Here is a 16,032-nt window from a genome sequence, read left to right as displayed (position 1 = left end):
CTCTTTTAATTCGTTACTTCTTCGCAAATCGCTGCGACTGACTGAGTTGCAGACAGCTGAGCGCAGGCTTTTGCTTTATTCGCTTTTTCCCAGATCAGGGCATGGTCACGACAATAAGGTACCAAAGTGTCACATAAATGCTGTGCAGATAAGTCAGACTGCGGGATCAACAAGGCCGCCGACTCATCCACTAAGAAACGCGCATTAGCAGTCTGATGGTCATCAACGGCATGAGGCAAAGGCACAAACACCGCCATTTTGCCCGCGGCCGCGATCTCACTGACAGTCAAAGCACCTGCGCGACACACCACCACATCGGCCCAATCATAGGCCTGGTCCATGTCATCAATGAACTCTGCTACTTTGGCCTGCAAGCCATAGCGCTGATAGTCAGCCTCAAGGCCGGTATCATTCCCCCTGCCACTTTGATGCCAGACTTGTAAATCACACGATGTCGCCTCAATAAGCAGCGCCATAGCCTCAGGCACTGTATCATTCAGCACCTTAGCCCCCAAAGAGCCGCCCACCACTAACACGTTGACAGCCTGACCTGGCCGCTTTGGACTTATCTGAGCCACGCCTGAGCGTACAGGATTACCGACAACCTCATGGCTGCGCTCGGCAAAAGCGTGGGGAAATGCAGCCAATACTCTGCTTGCAATACGCGCCAGCAATTTATTGCTCAGTCCGGCCACTGCATTTTGCTCATGGATCACCAAAGGGACTCCAGCCAACTTGGCAGCAAGGCCAACAGGTCCGGTCACATAGCCTCCCATTGCAAGAATCACATCCGGGCGGCGGTTGCGAATAATCGCCTTAGCTGCAAACACAGCTTTAAGCACCATTAACGGGGCAGTGAGCAAACGTTTAATGCCATTACCACGCACGCCTTTGACATTAACAAAATCGATGTCAATCCCATGCGCAGGTACCACTTGCGCCTCCATCCGATCTGCGGTGCCGATCCAGGATACTTGCCAGCCCTGTGCCTCAAGTGCTTTGGCCACCGCAATTCCCGGAAAAATATGTCCGCCAGTTCCACCAGCGACCACCAGTAATCGTTTGGTCATTTTTTACCTCCGCGCGAGGTTGCCTGACGCGTCGACAGCTTAGTCTCAAAGTCAATGCGCTGTAACAAACCAGCTGCAATGGTCATGATCAATAAGCTCGAGCCTCCATAGGAGATGAAGGGCAAAGTCAGCCCTTTGGTTGGTAGCATACCCGCACTGGCACCGACATTAACCACGGTCTGGAACGCAAACCAGATCCCAATACCAAGCGCTAAATAGCCTTCGTATTCTTTACCTGCTTTGAGTGCTTTTTGCCCGATGAGCAGAGCTCTGAAGACCAGTGTGGCCAGCGTCATCAAAACACAAAATACGCCGATAAACCCGAGTTCTTCAGCGACCACGGCAAAGATAAAGTCGTTATGTGCTTCCGGTAAATACTGTAACTTCTGAACACTGTTACCCAACCCCTGACCAAACCAGCCCCCCTGGCCATAGGCCATCAGAGATTGCACTAACTGATAGCCTTTACCAAAGGGGTCTTCCCAGGGTTCAAGAAAACCAACCACACGCGCCATACGATAGGGTTCAAAAATGATCAACATCACCACCAGTAACACACCGGTCAGCATCAGAGCAAAAAACTGCCAAAGTTTTGCACCGGCCAAAAACAACAGCCCGACGGTGGTGACAAACATCACCACGACAGTCCCCAGGTCGGGCTGCATCAGGATCAAAAAAGCATACACAGCAAACACAATAATGGGTTTTGCAAACCCTTTGAGGTTTTCCTGTACTTCATCCCGTTTACGGACCAAATAGCCGGCAATATAACTAAAGAAAAACAGTTTCGCGGCTTCAGCAACCTGAAAACCGATTGGGCCAACGGGCAACCAGCGCTTTGATCCATTCACTTCGCGTCCCACAACCAGCACAACGGCCAACAGTACCAAACCCAGTAAGAGTAAATATGGATTAAATCGCTTCCACCAGGTCATGGGCACTGTGGTGCTCAGCCAGAACAACACCATTGCCATTACCAAGAACATGCTGTGGCGCGTAACAATGTGGTACGGATTATCATACAAGCGCTCAGCCACCGGCATAGATGCACTGGTCACCATTACAAACCCAATCCCAACCAGGCACAACATGGCGTACAGCAACGGGACATCGAACAACGAATCCGAAGAGGTTGGGGTGAAGTTGTGTCGCAGTGCGGTCATACTCAGCATGTCTGCCCCTCAACTAATCGACAGAACTCCTCACCACGGGCCATATAGTTGGCATACATGTCAATGCTGGCACAAGCTGGTGCCAGTAATACCAGATCTCCGGCCGTTGCCTGCTGAGCAGCCAGCGCCACCGCTTCACTCAGATTGCTGACCATTTGGCTGCGAGGGTGTAATGGCATAAAGTCAGCGCCATCCTTACCAAAACAAAAAATCGTTTTACAGTAGTGCTGTAGAGGGGTTTTGAGTGGCGACAGATCAGCCCCTTTAGCGTCCCCCCCCACAATCAACAGTATCTGGCCTTGTTCACCAGCCAAACTTTCCAGGGCCGCGACAGTCGCACCCACATTGGTTGCTTTGGAATCATTAAAATAACGTACGCCCTGTACATCAGCAACCAGCTGGCAGCGATGTGGCAGCCCTTTAAAAGTACCAAAGGCTGCAGTGAACGCGCTATCAGGTAGCCCCAGAGGAGATAATAGTGCGATCACAGCTAATGCATTAAACTGGTTGTGTTTGCCTGGCATTGCCAGCGCCTCTACCGGACATAGCTTTTTGCCATGTAATGCAAAGTAACTCTGCCCATCTTCTTGTATTAAACGACAATCAGCCTTATCAAGTGCCACGCTCAATGCGTTGTCATGAGGCACAAAGGTACGCGGGTCTTCAGCGTTATAGATCAGACAATCGACCTGCTGATAGATACGCAACTTTGCTTTGCAATACGCGGCAAAGTCCGGGTATCTGTCCATGTGATCTTCGGTAATATTAAGAATCATCGCACTCAGACAGTGCAAACTGTGCGTCGTTTCTAGCTGAAAGCTCGACAGCTCCAATACAAATACATCAAAGTCCTGCTCCAGCAGGTCAAGCACAGATGTACCAATATTGCCACCTAACCCGACCTTCAGACCAGCTTGCTGACACACTTCAGCAGCCAGACTCACAACGGTAGATTTACCATTTGAGCCAGTCACAGCAATCACTGGCTTTTCATTCAGCCGTGCAAATAACTCCACGTCGCCGATCACTTCGACGCCAGCGGCGATAGCCTGAGCAACGCAGGTCTCGTATAACGGCACACCAGGACTGATCACAACCAGATCGGTGGCACTCAGTGCAGCCTCAGCAAGCGGGCCAAATACCGCTTCACATTCTGGCAGATTATGGTTCATCCAGTCTGCCCCTGGCGGCACAGGTCGAGAGTCAACAACTTTAGGCGTAATACCGTGGCGCACCAAAAAGCGCACAATGCCCAGACCGGTTACACCCAGTCCGAGCACAGTAATGTGTTTATTTTTTAAGGTTTCTAAATAACCCATATCAACACCTTAGTGTACTGCTTTAGCGGATCTTTAAGGTTGCCAGCCCCGCCAGCACTAATATGATTGAGATAATCCAAAATCGCACAATCACCCTGGGCTCCGGCCAGCCTTTTAGTTCATAATGATGGTGGATCGGGGCCATTCGGAAAATCCGCTGTCCACGCAGCTTGTAGGAGCCCACTTGTAAAATCACCGACAAGGCTTCCATCACAAATACACCACCCATAATGACCAGCACCAACTCCTGACGCACCAAAATGGCGATGATACCTAGTGCGCCACCTAACGCCAGCGAGCCGACATCACCCATAAAGACTTGTGCCGGGTAGGTGTTGAACCACAAAAACCCTAGCCCAGCGCCAACAATCGCCGTACAGACCACCACCAGTTCACTGGCAGAGGCTATATGAGGAATGTGGAGATAATTTGCAAACACGGCATTACCGGTGACATAAGCGATAATGGCAAGGGCGGATGCCACTAAAATGGTCGGCACAATGGCCAGACCATCGAGCCCATCGGTCAAGTTCACCGCATTGGACGTTCCCACCAGCACGAAATAGCTCATCACCAGATAAAACAGCCCAAGCTGAGGGAGTACATCTTTGAAAAAGGGCACCACCAGCACCGTTTCAGACGGGTCCGTAGAAGTGAAATAAATGAATGCAGCTACGGAAATCGCAATCACGGACTGCCAGAAATACTTCCATCTGGCTATCAGGCCCTTGCTGTCTTTACGGATCACTTTACGATAATCGTCAACAAACCCAACGACACCCAATGAACCAATCACAAATAAGGTGACCCAGACGTATTTGTTGCCTAAGTCGCCCCACAGGAGCGTACTTGCAAAAATAGCACCTAAAATCAATAACCCACCCATGGTGGGTGTACCTGACTTAGATAAATGTGATTCCGGACCGTCGTCTCTAACAGTCTGGCCAATTTGCATTCTCTGTAAGCTCCGGATCAATTTAGGTCCGAAATACAAAGAGATCATTAACGCGGTCAGGATCCCCAGGATCGCGCGTAATGTCAGATAAGAGAAAACGTTAAAGCCGCTATAGTACTGCGTCAGATATTCTGCTAACCAGGCTAACATGGTTTTTCCTCTTCACTATCAGCATCGTTGTTTTTCACTTTTGAAGCCTCAACCAGATCAGCGACCAGTAGCTCCATACGTGCACTGCGCGACCCCTTAACCACCACAGTGCAGATTTCATCGCGCTGCGCCAGTAATTGCTGAATTGCCAGTAGCATATGCTCTCGCTGAGAAAAGTGACGATTCGCAGTTTCAAACACATCGCTGGCATAGCGGCTCAACACCCCTAAAGAAAACAGCGCTTCAATGCCTTTTTCTTTAGCATATTCGCCCACTTCTTCATGATATTGCCGCGCCTCTTCGCCCAGCTCGCTCATATCACCCAGCGCAAACACGCGATAGCCTGGCATACTTGCTAGCAAGTCTATGGCAGCCTTTACCGATCGAACATTAGCGTTGTAGCTATCATCTATTACCCGCAGCGTGTCCGACACTTCGATCAGGTTAACCCGACCTTTGACCTCTGCCATATTTTCCAATGCCACTTTGACATCTTCCAGCGTCGCACCCAACTGCAGGGTACAAGATGCCGCAATCAAGGCATTCATCACATTGTGTTCACCAGGTAATGGGAGTGTGATAGTAACGTGTTGCGTCCCCTGACACAGTGAAAAGGTAGCGCGGCCCAATGTATCCAGATTGATATCCTCTACCCACAGATCAAGCTGTTGTTCCATTGAGAAACGACTGATACGCTGAGTGGTCAGAGTTTGTTCCCACATTGGCACAAAGCGACAGTCGCAGTTCAACACAGCGACGCCGTTGTCTTTGAGCCCGGAGAAAATTTCCCCTTTCGCCTGACCAACCCCTTCTATTGAGCCGAAACCTTCGATATGTGCTGGTGCAACATTACACACCACAGCCACATCAGGATTGACCAGATCGCTGGTATAAGCTATCTCACCTATATGGTTTGCACCCAATTCAATGACCGCAAACTCATCGTCTTCACTGAGTCGTAGTAAGGTCAATGGTACGCCAATGTCATTGTTGAAATTTCCGGCCGTGGCCAGCACTTTGCCCAGACGGGAAAGAATAGCCGCCGACATTTCTTTAACCGTGGTCTTGCCCACACTGCCAGTAATCGCCAGAGTTTTTGGCGACACTTGACGTATGACAGCCTGACCAAGTTGTCCCAGCGCAAGCCTGGTATCTTTTACAACCAGCTGAGGAATATCAACGTCGACTGGATGGTCCACAATGGCGGCAATCGCGCCTTTTTGTTGCGCTTGAGCAACAAACTTATGGCCATCAAAATTTGGCCCTTTGAGTGCCAGAAACACTTCGTTTTCGCTAATTGTACGTGTATCTGTATTTACATTTGAAACACTGCGGTCTTGCCCGTCAAAAGGGGCGTTCAATACATCCGCAAGCCAAGAGAGATCCATCTTGATCATGCACTTTCCCCTGATAATATTGTCTGAGCCCAGCTAATATCACTAAAAGCCAGGCGTTGGTTACCTATGATCTGATAGTCCTCATGCCCTTTGCCGGCAATCAGGATCACGCTGTATTGATCAGCCCCCTGAATTGCCTCGCGTATGGCAGTCGCCCTATCAGGCTGACAAAGAGCATACTCAGGCTTACTGAGCCCAGCCTTAATGTCGTTAATAATGGCGAGAGGATCTTCCCCCCGTGGGTTATCACTGGTGATCACCACGGTATCCGCATACCGTTCAGCCGCCTGCGCCATCAGCGCGCGCTTACCTTTATCACGCTCACCACCACAGCCAAACACACAGGTCACTTTGCCTGGAACATGCTGTTGCAGTGCCTGCAGCGCCAGTGCTAGTGCATCTGGTGTATGGGCATAATCCACCACACACGTTGGCTTTCCAGCCACTTCAATAGCTTGCATGCGGCCAGTCACGGGCTGCAATTTCGCCGCCCCCTCAATCAACTGCGTTAAAGGGATCCCCTGAGTCAGTAAAACTGCAAATGCTGCGCTCAGGTTATACAGGTTAAATTCACCAAACAGGGGAGTTCTGATCTCAGCGTCACCCCAGCTGGTATGAAATCGGCAGTGGATCCCCTGACTGTTAAATTGCGCCTCACTAAAATATACAAAGTGGTGTAACGTTTCATGTAATTGATCATCAGCCGGCTTGCGACCAAAACCCACCGGATTGGCGATTTTACTCGCTTGTAGCCAGCGTTGTGCCCAGGGATCATCAATATTAACCACCCCAAAATTCGGCTCACAGTGACTAAATAGTTGTAGTTTCGCCTCGGCATAATTTTCCATTGTGCCATGGTAATCAAGATGGTCGCGACTGAGATTGGTAAACACTGCCACATCAAACTGGCACTGGGCCACCCGTCCCTGCACGAGTCCATGGGACGATACCTCCATAGCAGCCAGCTGATAACTGTGACGCAACTCATTTAAAATACGTTGCAAATCCACATGAGACGGAGTGGTATTATTCAGCGGCGTGAGCAAATCAGGTGCACCATAACCCAGGGTGCCAATCACGGCACCTGGCAAACCACATGCACTGGCCAGGTGCGCTATCATCGCCGTTGTGGTGGACTTACCATTTGTCCCCGTCACCCCCACCAAAGTCATGGCATGACTGGGCTCACCATAAAATAGCGCAGCCAGCTTAGCCACTTTGGCTGCCAGCCCGGAGATCTGCAATACGCGCGTATCTACTACATCAACAACACAGTTTGCATCCGCCAGCACCAATGCAGCACCACGACTCAGCGCCGCAGCAACAAAGTGGCCGCCATCTTGCTGATGACCGCGAAGTGCAATAAAGCAATCGCCCGGACCCACTTCACGGCTGTCCAGGCGCAATTCATTAATCACTGTCGTTGGGTATGAAACCCCGATGTAAGCCAGTGCCTGGCTCAGGTCACGTGTCATTGTCAGGCCTCGATAAATAAGCAACGCGGTCTTTGTCCGGCGCCACATTTAAAATTCTCAGTGCATTAGAGACTATCTCAGCAAACACAGGTCCTGCCGTATGACCTCCGTAATAAACATCGCCACCTGGTTCATTGATCATAACCACCACCGCAAGACGAGGGTCACTGACCGGTGCAACACCGGCAAAATAACCCACGTACTCGTCACCATACCCGCCGGCAATCGCCTTTTCCGACGTACCAGTTTTAGCAGCAGCCCGATAACCATCAACAATCACATTGGATGCAGTGCCCCCTTTTTCAAAGACCGACTCCATCATCTCAACAACTGCCAGTGCGTCTTCTTCACGGAACAGCCGCTCGCCAGGCACCGGTCCGTCCTGCTTCATAATGGTCAGCGGCCGGGAGATCCCCCCCGCGCCAAACGTCGCATAGAGCCTGGCCACTTGTGCGGTACTGACAGAAACAGCGTAGCCATAAGACAGGGTCGCAATCTCAAAGTCTGACCACCGGCGATTAGGATAGAACAAGCCTGAACTCTCGCCAATCATCATAGTACCGGTGTCTTCACCAAAGCCAACCTGTTGATATAGGCCAACAAAATACTCTTTTGGGAGCATCTGGCTGATTTTAGCTACTCCCATGTTACTGGAAATTTTAAGAATTTCGCGCAGTGTCATTTCACCGTGATTGCGCTCGTCCTTAACCAGGCCTCCGTTGAGGCGCATCCAGCCTGGATAGGTATCTATGGTGTCGTCTGCCTGGATAACACCATGGTCCAGGCCCGCTAATACAGCCAGAGGCTTAAGTGTCGACCCCGGTTCAAACAGGTCGGTAATGGCACGGTTGCGACGTTTATAGGGCGCTGCATCGCTCATATCATTGGGATTAAAGCTCGGACTGTTGACCATCGCCAGAATCTCACCGCTATGCACATCGACCACCATGGCCGATCCCGATGTTGCCTGATAGGTCAATACCGCCGATTTCAATGCCTGATATGCGATAGCCTGGATCCGCAGATCGATACTCAGGTGCACATCTTCCGGCTCTACCCGTTCTTCTTCTGCCAGTACCTGGACCTCACGCCCCTGCGCATCCTTACGAATGGTGCGGCGCCCTTCGGTGCCCGTCATCGCTTTATCATAGAGCTTTTCAATACCTTCGATGCCGATACCATCAATGTTGGTTACACCCAGCACATGCGCTGTCACTTCACCATTGGGGTAATAACGCTTAGATTCATCAAGCAAATGAATCCCAGGCAGGCGCATCTGACGAATATAATTGGCAACCGCGGGCGTCACCTGGCGCTTTAAATAAACAAAACGACGCTTGGGATTATCGCGCAGGCGTTTGTCTATCTTTTCTTGTTTAATTTGCAGTACATCTGCCAGCTCACGCCAGCGTACTTCGTCCTGATAAAATGCCTGTTTACGGGCACTCAGTTCGGCCGTGTTATCAACCAAAGCCTGAGTATCTTCACCATTGCGCCGGGCTTTTCTCAGCACTTTTTTTGATAATGCTTTGTCCAGCGCTTTGGGATCGGCATAGACACTGACAACAGGCACACTGACTGCCAGCTCTTTCCCGTTACGGTCGAAGATCATACCGCGCTGCACCCGCACGGTTTCAACCCGGACCGTCCGTTTAGCATTTTCAGAGCGGGCTTTATCGGGCTCAATCACCTGTAAATAGGCAGCCCGGGCGATCAGCGCGGCAAACACCAGCACCAGCATCACGCTGACCAGCGCAAAGCGCCAGCTGATTAAATTGACTGAGGTCTTTTTCGCCGGGCTCATGGTAATACGATCACCTGCTCTTCTTTACTGGTTGGCCGCTTCATTTGTAACTGAGTTCTGGCCACTTCTTCAATGCGCGCATGCTGTGAGTAAAACTCTTCCTCAACCAGCAAATAGCGCCACTCCAGATCCAGCTCATCGCGTTTTTGTAATAACCTGTCCTGCTCTATCAGCTGTTGGCGAGTCAGGTGAGTTACCTGCACCACCGCAAGCGCCGACCCTAAGGTCATAGCCAGCAGAACAAACGTCAGCTTGTTGGCCAGTAACAACTGGCACATCTCTAAGAACAACTTCGGCTGACGCTGATGCTTTTTCATTACAGTTTCTCGGCAATTCTCAGTACCGAGCTACGTGCTCGCGGATTGGCATCTATTTCAGCCTGACTGGGTTTAATGGCTTTACCTACGGACTTTAACGTCAGGTTTTGTTTTAACTGCGCGTCTGTCAGTGGCAAACCGCGCGGCACAGCCTCCCCTTTGCTTTGTTTCTTGATAAACTGCTTAACAATGCGATCTTCCAAAGAATGGAACGAGATCACAACCAAGCGACCCCCAGGTTTCAGTACCGCCAGTGCGGCTTGCAATGCCGTCTGGATTTCTTCCAGCTCACTGTTGATGTAAATACGGATGGCCTGAAAGGTACGTGTTGCCGGATGCTTATGCTTGTCTTTTACCGGCACCGCTTCATCGATTAACTCTGCCAGCTGTTTGGTGGAAGTGATCTCAGTATGCTCACGGGTTTCAATGATCTTGGTCGCAATCCGGCGGGCAAATTTTTCTTCGCCATATTTTTTGATCACAAACACCATATCTTCCAGCTCAGCTTCCGCCAGCCACTGCGCAGCACTGCGGCCAGCCATCGGGTTCATCCGCATGTCCAGCGGACCATCTTTCATAAAGCTAAAGCCACGTTCAGCGTCATCCAGCTGAGGGGACGACACACCAATATCCAGCAAAATACCATCGACCTGACCCAACAGGCCGGCCTCACGGGCAACGCTCTCAATGTGCGAGAACCGATTATGGGCAATACTAAAACGCGGATCGTCGGCAAATTTCTGAGCGGCCGCAATCGCTTGCGGATCCTGATCGATGGCCTGTAACTTACCCTGCTCGTTCAGCCGCTTCAGTATTTCACCCGAGTGACCCCCGCGGCCAAATGTGCCGTCAATATAGGTACCATCGGGTTGGATATTCAATGCATCCAGCGTTTCAGCCATCAGCACTGATATATGTTGCCATTCTGTCGCCATAAAATTTGGTTTTCACCCCAGTTATAAAGAAAAGTCGTCCAGCTCAGGGCACGCTTCCACGTCACCACTGCGCTCTATCTCGGTATCGGCCTGCATTTGCTCATACCAGCGAGCTTCGTCCCAAATCTCAAATTTGTTAAGCAATCCCACCAGCATTAGCTTTTTGCCAAGACCAGCATGAGCACGCAACGTGGGCGCCAGCAGAATACGGCCATTTTTGTCCAGCTGATATTCTTCCGCATGTCCTAATAACATGCGCTGCCAGCGTCTGACTCTGGGGTTAGTATTGGATAGTCGTTGTAATCGGGATTCAATTTCGCGCCACTCCGACAACGGATAAAGCCACAGGCATGGTTCATTGATCGCAATAGTACAGATCACGGCTCCCTGTTCTTCAGACAACAGCGGTTGGCGATACCGGGTAGGTATCGAGAAGCGCCCTTTGTCATCGAGACTCAGAGAGTTTGCGCCGCGGAACATAATTACCCGCTTGGCCTGTTACGATAAGCTAATCTTTGATCCAATTTGATCCACTCTAACCCACATTTTCCCACAGGATGACAGTCTAGGGCTTGACAAGCCTTTTTGTCAAGTTGGATCACACGGCTTAACTCGTCTACAGGCCAGAAAAATCGCGGGTTTTGCGGAACTCCATGAAATCGGTGGGAAAATGTGGGCAGACAAATAATCTGGGATCTTTGCACACAAAAACGTCCCTTTTTTGATTACTAGAGAATATTTCATTCATGAAATTTTTAGCCACTGTGGTGTTACCAAAAGGCCGAAAAATTAATAACTCTCGACTAGTATTTAGCTTAAACGGGTTGGTTAAAGCGCCCTGCGCTTGTATCATGCCGCCACCTCAAACCCAGGCGAGCGTTTATTATTAAAGAAATATCAATAAAACAGCGATTTTACCGATTGATGCTAGTACTCAGTCTGCCTGGTCTTTTGCTGATCCTGGCGTTACTGTTCGCACAGCGCAGCAATATGCTGCAGCTACAAGAGCAGCAAGCCCTGATGTACGCCAATCAGGTTGCCACCCTGCAACACGCCGAAATCGCCGCTACACGCCGGCTGCTGCAACAATTGGCCTACCAGCCCAAAAATCTGCAACATCAAAGCGGTCATTGCCCTCAGTTGTTGTCGAGTGCACAGCACCTGTCTCCCAGCTTCGCCAATTTTGGCCTGGCAACACCCGATGGCACGGTAACCTGCTCTTTGTCTAAGATATCTGGTCCCATCTCCATCGCCGATCGACCCTATTTTCAACAAGCGATAGATGAAGGCACCTTTAGTATCGGTGAATATCAACATGACAGGAGCATTAACACCGCCACACTAAACTTTGCCCACCCGGTTTATCAGGATGGCCAGCTCGCGATGGTGATCATTGCGGTAAAACGTCTATCGCACTGGAGCCGCTCCCTGTCCCGGTTGACGCTGCCACAGGGCACACGCGTGATGGTTGCTGATCACACTCGCGCCATTGTTGCCGAATACCCATACAGCAATGAGCCGCTAGGCAGAGCCGTTGCCGAAGATTGGCCTGATGGTCTGAATGAACAGGCGGTATTGCTGAGTGATGCCAATGGTCATCACTATGTTTATATTCGCCTGCCGTTACTCGCCGCACGCGGCGAACTGACCATCTACTTTGCTTTCCCGTTCGAAGCCGCATGGCAACAAACACAGCGTCACTTTGCGCTGGTCCTGAGCAGCTTTTTTGTTTTGTTATGCCTGCTTATTTGGCTGGCACGTCATCGCCTGCACAAAACCCTGTTACACCCATTGACCCAGTTCAAACAGGCCATCGCAGCACTGGCACAGGGGCGCTCAGTCGACCTCACCAGTCACACTATGCCGCAGGAACTGGCAAAGCTGGGTGAACATTTTGAAAGCATGGCCAATGTGCGCCTGCAAACCGAGCAACAGTTAAGCCATAAACACACCGAACTACAAACGCTACTCTCGGCATTACCCGACAGTTATTTGCGCGTTAGTGCACAGGGCCAAGTACTTGCTAAACACGGCTCCTTGGTACAACAGGGCAATACTCTGAGCGAGTTGTTTCCAAACCACATCCATAAACGGATCCGGGTTGCGCTGACACTCCTTAAAGATCAACCACACCTGTTGCTGGAATACACCCAGGGTGACACCCAGCAAGGGTATGAAGTGCGCGTTCAGGGTATGAACCATGGTGAAGAGGCCGTTATCGTGATCCGAGATATCAGCCACCGTAAACGTCAGGAAGAGGCGCTCAACCTGGCAGCACTGGTGTATAACAACTCCAGTGAAGGCATGGTCATCACCGATGCTCATGGCTACATCCTGGATGTGAATCTGGCATTTGAGACCGTGACCGGATTCTCCGCACAGGAAGCAATTGGAAAAACCACTGCGATCCTCAACTCAGGTAAACATGATCGCGCTTTTTATCGCCAGATGTGGCATGCCCTCAACGAGACAGGTCGTTGGCAAGGTGAGATAGTCAACCAACGCAAAAATGGCGAACTGTATACTGAGTGGCTCACCATAGATACGGTCTATGATGAACAAGGTTCGTCTTATCGCAGAGTGGCCATTTTTACGGATATTACCGACAACAAACTGAAAGATGAGCAACTTTGGCGACAAAGTCACTATGATTCACTGACCGATCTACCCAATCGAAATAGCCTTAAAAAGCACCTTAATACTTTGCTTGCAACACCTGATATCTCGCTGGCCATCCTGCTGCTCGACCTCGATCACTTTAAGGATATAAACGACACTTTAGGGCACTATTATGGCGATCAGTTACTGGCCCAGGTTGCCAAAGTATTGCAGTCACTGGAGCAACCTGGCGTGACCTTGTCGCGGATCGGTGGCGATGAATTTGTCATTATCTGTGAACACTGCCGCACTGAAAGCGATGCCATCGCGCTGGCAGAGCGAGTGCTCAGCTTGTTTAAGCAAGACTTTATCCTCGAGGGTGAGCACTGTCACATAGGTGCCAGTATAGGCATTGCACTCAGCCCCAGAGACGGTGATAGCAGTGAACTGCTGCTCAAAGCCGCTGATCAGGCCATGTATCGGGCGAAAGCTCTGGGCCGTAATGGTTATGCCTGTTTCGACACCGCCTTACGCCAGCAAAGCGAACAACGCTTGCTCATGCTCAGAGATATGCGTCAGGCCTTATCCGACGAGCAGTTTGTGATGTACTATCAGCCAATTGTAACGATGCATAATCAGCAAATTCATAAGGCCGAAGCACTGATCCGCTGGCAACACCCCGACAAGGGCATGATCAGCCCCGGACATTTTATTCCGCTGGCAGAAGAGACCCAGCTGATCCACCAATTGGGTGAATTTGCCTTCCAGCAAACCCTGCAAACACTCAGCCACCTGCAGCAGCAACATGGTACCTTTCAGATCAGCCTGAACGTATCGCCGGTTCAATTCAACGCCAAACATACCGGCTTGCTGAAGTGGCAAGATCAGCTTAACAACGCTGATTTGAAGCCTGAAGATGTTGTCATTGAGATCACAGAGGGCCTTATGATGCAGGGGGAAGGCCGCAGTCAGGCACGTCTTGCCCAGCTTATCCAGCAAGGCTTTTCAATTGCGCTGGACGACTTTGGTACCGGTTACTCCTCCCTTGCTTATCTTAAGCAGATGGACACCGACTTTATCAAGATAGACAAACGCTTTGTTGACGGTATAGAGCATAATGACGACGACCTGGTGCTGTGTGAAACCATGATCATGATGGCACACCAGTTGGGGCTCAAAGTGATTGCTGAGGGAATAGAAACCGCTACGCAACATGAGCTACTCAAACAGGCTGGCTGTGACTTTGGCCAGGGGTACTTTTACGCCAAACCTATGAGTCAGGCTGATTTAGAGGCTTTGCTGTCAGAAAAATTACGGTAGCGGCAATTAAGAGACACCACTGTGACCCTCTTTAAAGCATATCCGTGAGAACTAATGGCGAAAGAACATGGGTGGTGTCAGGTGGCGCAACACAGCCAAAGCATGGGGTTTAATTGACAGAAGGCCCAGCAAAGTACAGCCACTGCGCAGGATCTTACCGACAAAATATTGTGGACTGCTCACCGTCATGAAGCACTGTCCACAATCTGACGACAGGGCAAGACATCGCACACCCACTCTGTGAAAACAGTCAGTGACTGACTTATCTTTTAGCCATCTTGTCCGTTTCTAATTCCCTTAAGAAGGGGCCCATATACATCACTCAATAGCGCATTATCAATAAAGTGGTTATAACCAATATTTCCACTCAGTTTATCCCCCTCTTTCTTCCAGTATGCACTCGACAGTTTTTCACTCTTTTTATAAATCCCTTTTTCAATGAAGTAGGCAATTAAGTAGGTGGCCTGAGCAGAACCCGCTTTCCAGGCATCCACCAGATTTTTAAGCGCTAGTTTTCTGTTTTTCTTTTCAAATTTTCCCTGTAATAATGCCAGCGCACGAAGAACATGGTATCGATTCATCACCTGAGCACTACGCTCAGCTGTTTGGCGCAACAAGGCTAAACCTGCATGCATCTGAAGCACATTTTCCGCACGTACAATTAAAAACACGCCACCAAGCTCTCCACCCGAAATCGAGCCATAAGAAGACGCCAGCAGCCAAAACTCTATCGCAAGTTTAGAACGACCCCTTTTATACAAACAGCGTGCAACAGTATCTAGCTGGCTTACAAAAAGCGAATCTGCATAAGACCTGGATAAGTCGGGCTCTCTTTGCTTAACTCCCTCTTCAATAAACTTATCACACACCTCTTTTGTGGGTGTCAAAATATCCCCCTCGAAACTGGTCGCATTAACTACTTTCGATGTAAGAGCTACGAATAAAAGCAAAACAGCATAAATAAGCTTCATATCTCAATTCCTAATAACTTCTTCAGTAAGCTTCTTCGGGGTCCCAAAACATATCAGTTCTTCAGGCACAGTCGTAATATATCTAACACAAACTTCGATAAGGACATAAACGTGCTCCATTCAGATACTGACTTTTAGCTGATCTGTTTGAACGTTTTAAATTTTGATTGCAAATAGATGAAAAAAGGTAAGATAAGTATCAACTTAACAAACTGACCTGAGAAAAAGTATATCCCGGAAAAACTCACCGAAATCAATATACCGGCAATTTGGATGCCTTCAAAGCTGCGCTGAATTAAGTGAAAGCGTGTGACATCCACAAACCAGAGTGTTGTACAAATGAGTAAGTACAAAAAGATAAAAACATCTAACATCATTTCACCGCTTTTAGCTACTCGGCTCCCGATTTCACCTTACAGAGTTTTACACAAAATAATAAAGTAAACATCAGCGCCATAAGCACGATTGCTTGTTTGGTTCGTCCAATTTCCTTTTCTCCCTGCGCTTGAGATATCACACTCTCAAAGAAAACAATGTCCGATGCTCCCT

At 49.7% G+C, this 16,032-nt stretch carries 13 protein-coding genes; 1 reads left to right on the top strand and 12 read right to left on the bottom strand.

What is annotated here, in order from left to right; all coding sequences use genetic code 11:
* Positions 1-5: 5 nt before the first annotated feature.
* The 10 genes from murG to mraZ are packed head-to-tail and all read right to left on the bottom strand — an operon-like array spanning position 6 to position 11,074.
* Entirely contained in the window at positions 6-1,070 is a 1,065-nt protein-coding gene (gene murG, locus IY568_RS10560) for an undecaprenyldiphospho-muramoylpentapeptide beta-N-acetylglucosaminyltransferase (RefSeq protein ID WP_125558920.1), read from the bottom strand.
* Positions 1,067-2,242 (bottom strand): cell division protein FtsW, encoded by a 1,176-nt coding sequence (ftsW, locus tag IY568_RS10555; protein WP_010383646.1) that lies wholly within the window; start codon positions 2,240-2,242, stop codon positions 1,067-1,069. The genes murG and ftsW overlap by 4 nt, the downstream gene beginning before the upstream one ends.
* Positions 2,236-3,561 (bottom strand): UDP-N-acetylmuramoyl-L-alanine--D-glutamate ligase, encoded by a 1,326-nt coding sequence (murD, locus tag IY568_RS10550; protein WP_194867516.1) that lies wholly within the window; start codon positions 3,559-3,561, stop codon positions 2,236-2,238. The genes ftsW and murD overlap by 7 nt, the downstream gene beginning before the upstream one ends.
* A gap of 22 nt (positions 3,562-3,583) precedes the next feature.
* Positions 3,584-4,666 carry a phospho-N-acetylmuramoyl-pentapeptide-transferase gene (gene mraY, locus IY568_RS10545; protein ID WP_058796498.1) on the bottom strand — a complete coding sequence of 361 codons (1,083 nt, stop codon included), beginning with the start codon at positions 4,664-4,666 and terminating at the stop codon, positions 3,584-3,586.
* A complete protein-coding gene (locus IY568_RS10540; protein WP_194867515.1) occupies positions 4,660-6,063 on the bottom strand; it encodes a UDP-N-acetylmuramoyl-tripeptide--D-alanyl-D-alanine ligase in 1,404 nt (467 codons plus the stop codon). The genes mraY and IY568_RS10540 overlap by 7 nt, the downstream gene beginning before the upstream one ends.
* Complete coding sequence (locus IY568_RS10535; protein ID WP_194867514.1) at positions 6,060-7,538, bottom strand: UDP-N-acetylmuramoyl-L-alanyl-D-glutamate--2,6-diaminopimelate ligase; 1,479 nt, start codon at positions 7,536-7,538, stop codon at positions 6,060-6,062. The genes IY568_RS10540 and IY568_RS10535 overlap by 4 nt, the downstream gene beginning before the upstream one ends.
* The gene (locus IY568_RS10530) at positions 7,528-9,342 is read right to left on the bottom strand and encodes a penicillin-binding transpeptidase domain-containing protein (RefSeq protein ID WP_125558911.1); all 1,815 of its coding nucleotides are present in this window, start codon (positions 9,340-9,342) and stop codon (positions 7,528-7,530) included. The genes IY568_RS10535 and IY568_RS10530 overlap by 11 nt, the downstream gene beginning before the upstream one ends.
* Positions 9,339-9,659: a cell division protein FtsL gene (gene ftsL, locus IY568_RS10525; protein ID WP_194867513.1), complete on the bottom strand. Its 321-nt coding sequence runs from the start codon at positions 9,657-9,659 to the stop codon at positions 9,339-9,341. The genes IY568_RS10530 and ftsL overlap by 4 nt, the downstream gene beginning before the upstream one ends.
* A complete protein-coding gene (gene rsmH / locus IY568_RS10520) occupies positions 9,659-10,594 on the bottom strand; it encodes a 16S rRNA (cytosine(1402)-N(4))-methyltransferase RsmH (RefSeq protein WP_125558907.1) in 936 nt (311 codons plus the stop codon). The genes ftsL and rsmH overlap by 1 nt, the downstream gene beginning before the upstream one ends.
* A 21-nt stretch (positions 10,595-10,615) precedes the next feature.
* Positions 10,616-11,074 (bottom strand): division/cell wall cluster transcriptional repressor MraZ, encoded by a 459-nt coding sequence (mraZ, locus tag IY568_RS10515; protein ID WP_040644569.1) that lies wholly within the window; start codon positions 11,072-11,074, stop codon positions 10,616-10,618.
* 444 nt (positions 11,075-11,518) lie between these two features.
* Between mraZ and IY568_RS10510 the strand changes: the two genes are divergently transcribed.
* Positions 11,519-14,512: an EAL domain-containing protein gene (locus IY568_RS10510; protein WP_194867512.1), complete on the top strand. Its 2,994-nt coding sequence runs from the start codon at positions 11,519-11,521 to the stop codon at positions 14,510-14,512.
* Between the two features lie 51 nt (positions 14,513-14,563).
* Here IY568_RS10510 and IY568_RS10505 read toward each other — a convergent pair whose 3' ends face one another.
* Both IY568_RS10505 and IY568_RS10500 read right to left on the bottom strand, forming a co-directional pair.
* Positions 14,564-14,701 (bottom strand): hypothetical protein, encoded by a 138-nt coding sequence (locus IY568_RS10505; protein WP_171045019.1) that lies wholly within the window; start codon positions 14,699-14,701, stop codon positions 14,564-14,566.
* Between the two features lie 80 nt (positions 14,702-14,781).
* A complete protein-coding gene (locus tag IY568_RS10500) occupies positions 14,782-15,483 on the bottom strand; it encodes a hypothetical protein (RefSeq protein WP_194867511.1) in 702 nt (233 codons plus the stop codon).
* Positions 15,484-16,032 lie beyond the last annotated feature (549 nt).

This window comes from Pseudoalteromonas sp. PPB1 (assembly GCF_015356275.1).
Taxonomy (GTDB): Bacteria; Pseudomonadota; Gammaproteobacteria; order Enterobacterales; family Alteromonadaceae; genus Pseudoalteromonas; species Pseudoalteromonas rubra_D.
Note: the sequence above shows the minus strand (reverse complement) of the source record. Positions and strands in the feature narration are given on the sequence as shown.

Excerpts from the sequence above, each read along its gene's own strand:
- murG (WP_125558920.1), bottom strand. The coding sequence starts at position 1,070 with ATGACCAAACGATTACTGGTGGTCGCTGGTGGAACTGGCGGACATATT.
- ftsW (WP_010383646.1), bottom strand. The coding sequence starts at position 2,242 with ATGCTGAGTATGACCGCACTGCGACACAACTTCACCCCAACCTCTTCG.
- murD (WP_194867516.1), bottom strand. The coding sequence starts at position 3,561 with ATGGGTTATTTAGAAACCTTAAAAAATAAACACATTACTGTGCTCGGA.
- mraY (WP_058796498.1), bottom strand. The coding sequence starts at position 4,666 with ATGTTAGCCTGGTTAGCAGAATATCTGACGCAGTACTATAGCGGCTTT.
- IY568_RS10540 (WP_194867515.1), bottom strand. The coding sequence starts at position 6,063 with ATGATCAAGATGGATCTCTCTTGGCTTGCGGATGTATTGAACGCCCCT.
- IY568_RS10535 (WP_194867514.1), bottom strand. The coding sequence starts at position 7,538 with ATGACACGTGACCTGAGCCAGGCACTGGCTTACATCGGGGTTTCATAC.
- IY568_RS10530 (WP_125558911.1), bottom strand. The coding sequence starts at position 9,342 with ATGAGCCCGGCGAAAAAGACCTCAGTCAATTTAATCAGCTGGCGCTTT.
- ftsL (WP_194867513.1), bottom strand. The coding sequence starts at position 9,659 with ATGAAAAAGCATCAGCGTCAGCCGAAGTTGTTCTTAGAGATGTGCCAG.
- rsmH (WP_125558907.1), bottom strand. The coding sequence starts at position 10,594 with ATGGCGACAGAATGGCAACATATATCAGTGCTGATGGCTGAAACGCTG.
- mraZ (WP_040644569.1), bottom strand. The coding sequence starts at position 11,074 with ATGTTCCGCGGCGCAAACTCTCTGAGTCTCGATGACAAAGGGCGCTTC.
- IY568_RS10510 (WP_194867512.1), top strand. The coding sequence starts at position 11,519 with ATGCTAGTACTCAGTCTGCCTGGTCTTTTGCTGATCCTGGCGTTACTG.
- IY568_RS10505 (WP_171045019.1), bottom strand. The coding sequence starts at position 14,701 with ATGACGGTGAGCAGTCCACAATATTTTGTCGGTAAGATCCTGCGCAGT.
- IY568_RS10500 (WP_194867511.1), bottom strand. The coding sequence starts at position 15,483 with ATGAAGCTTATTTATGCTGTTTTGCTTTTATTCGTAGCTCTTACATCG.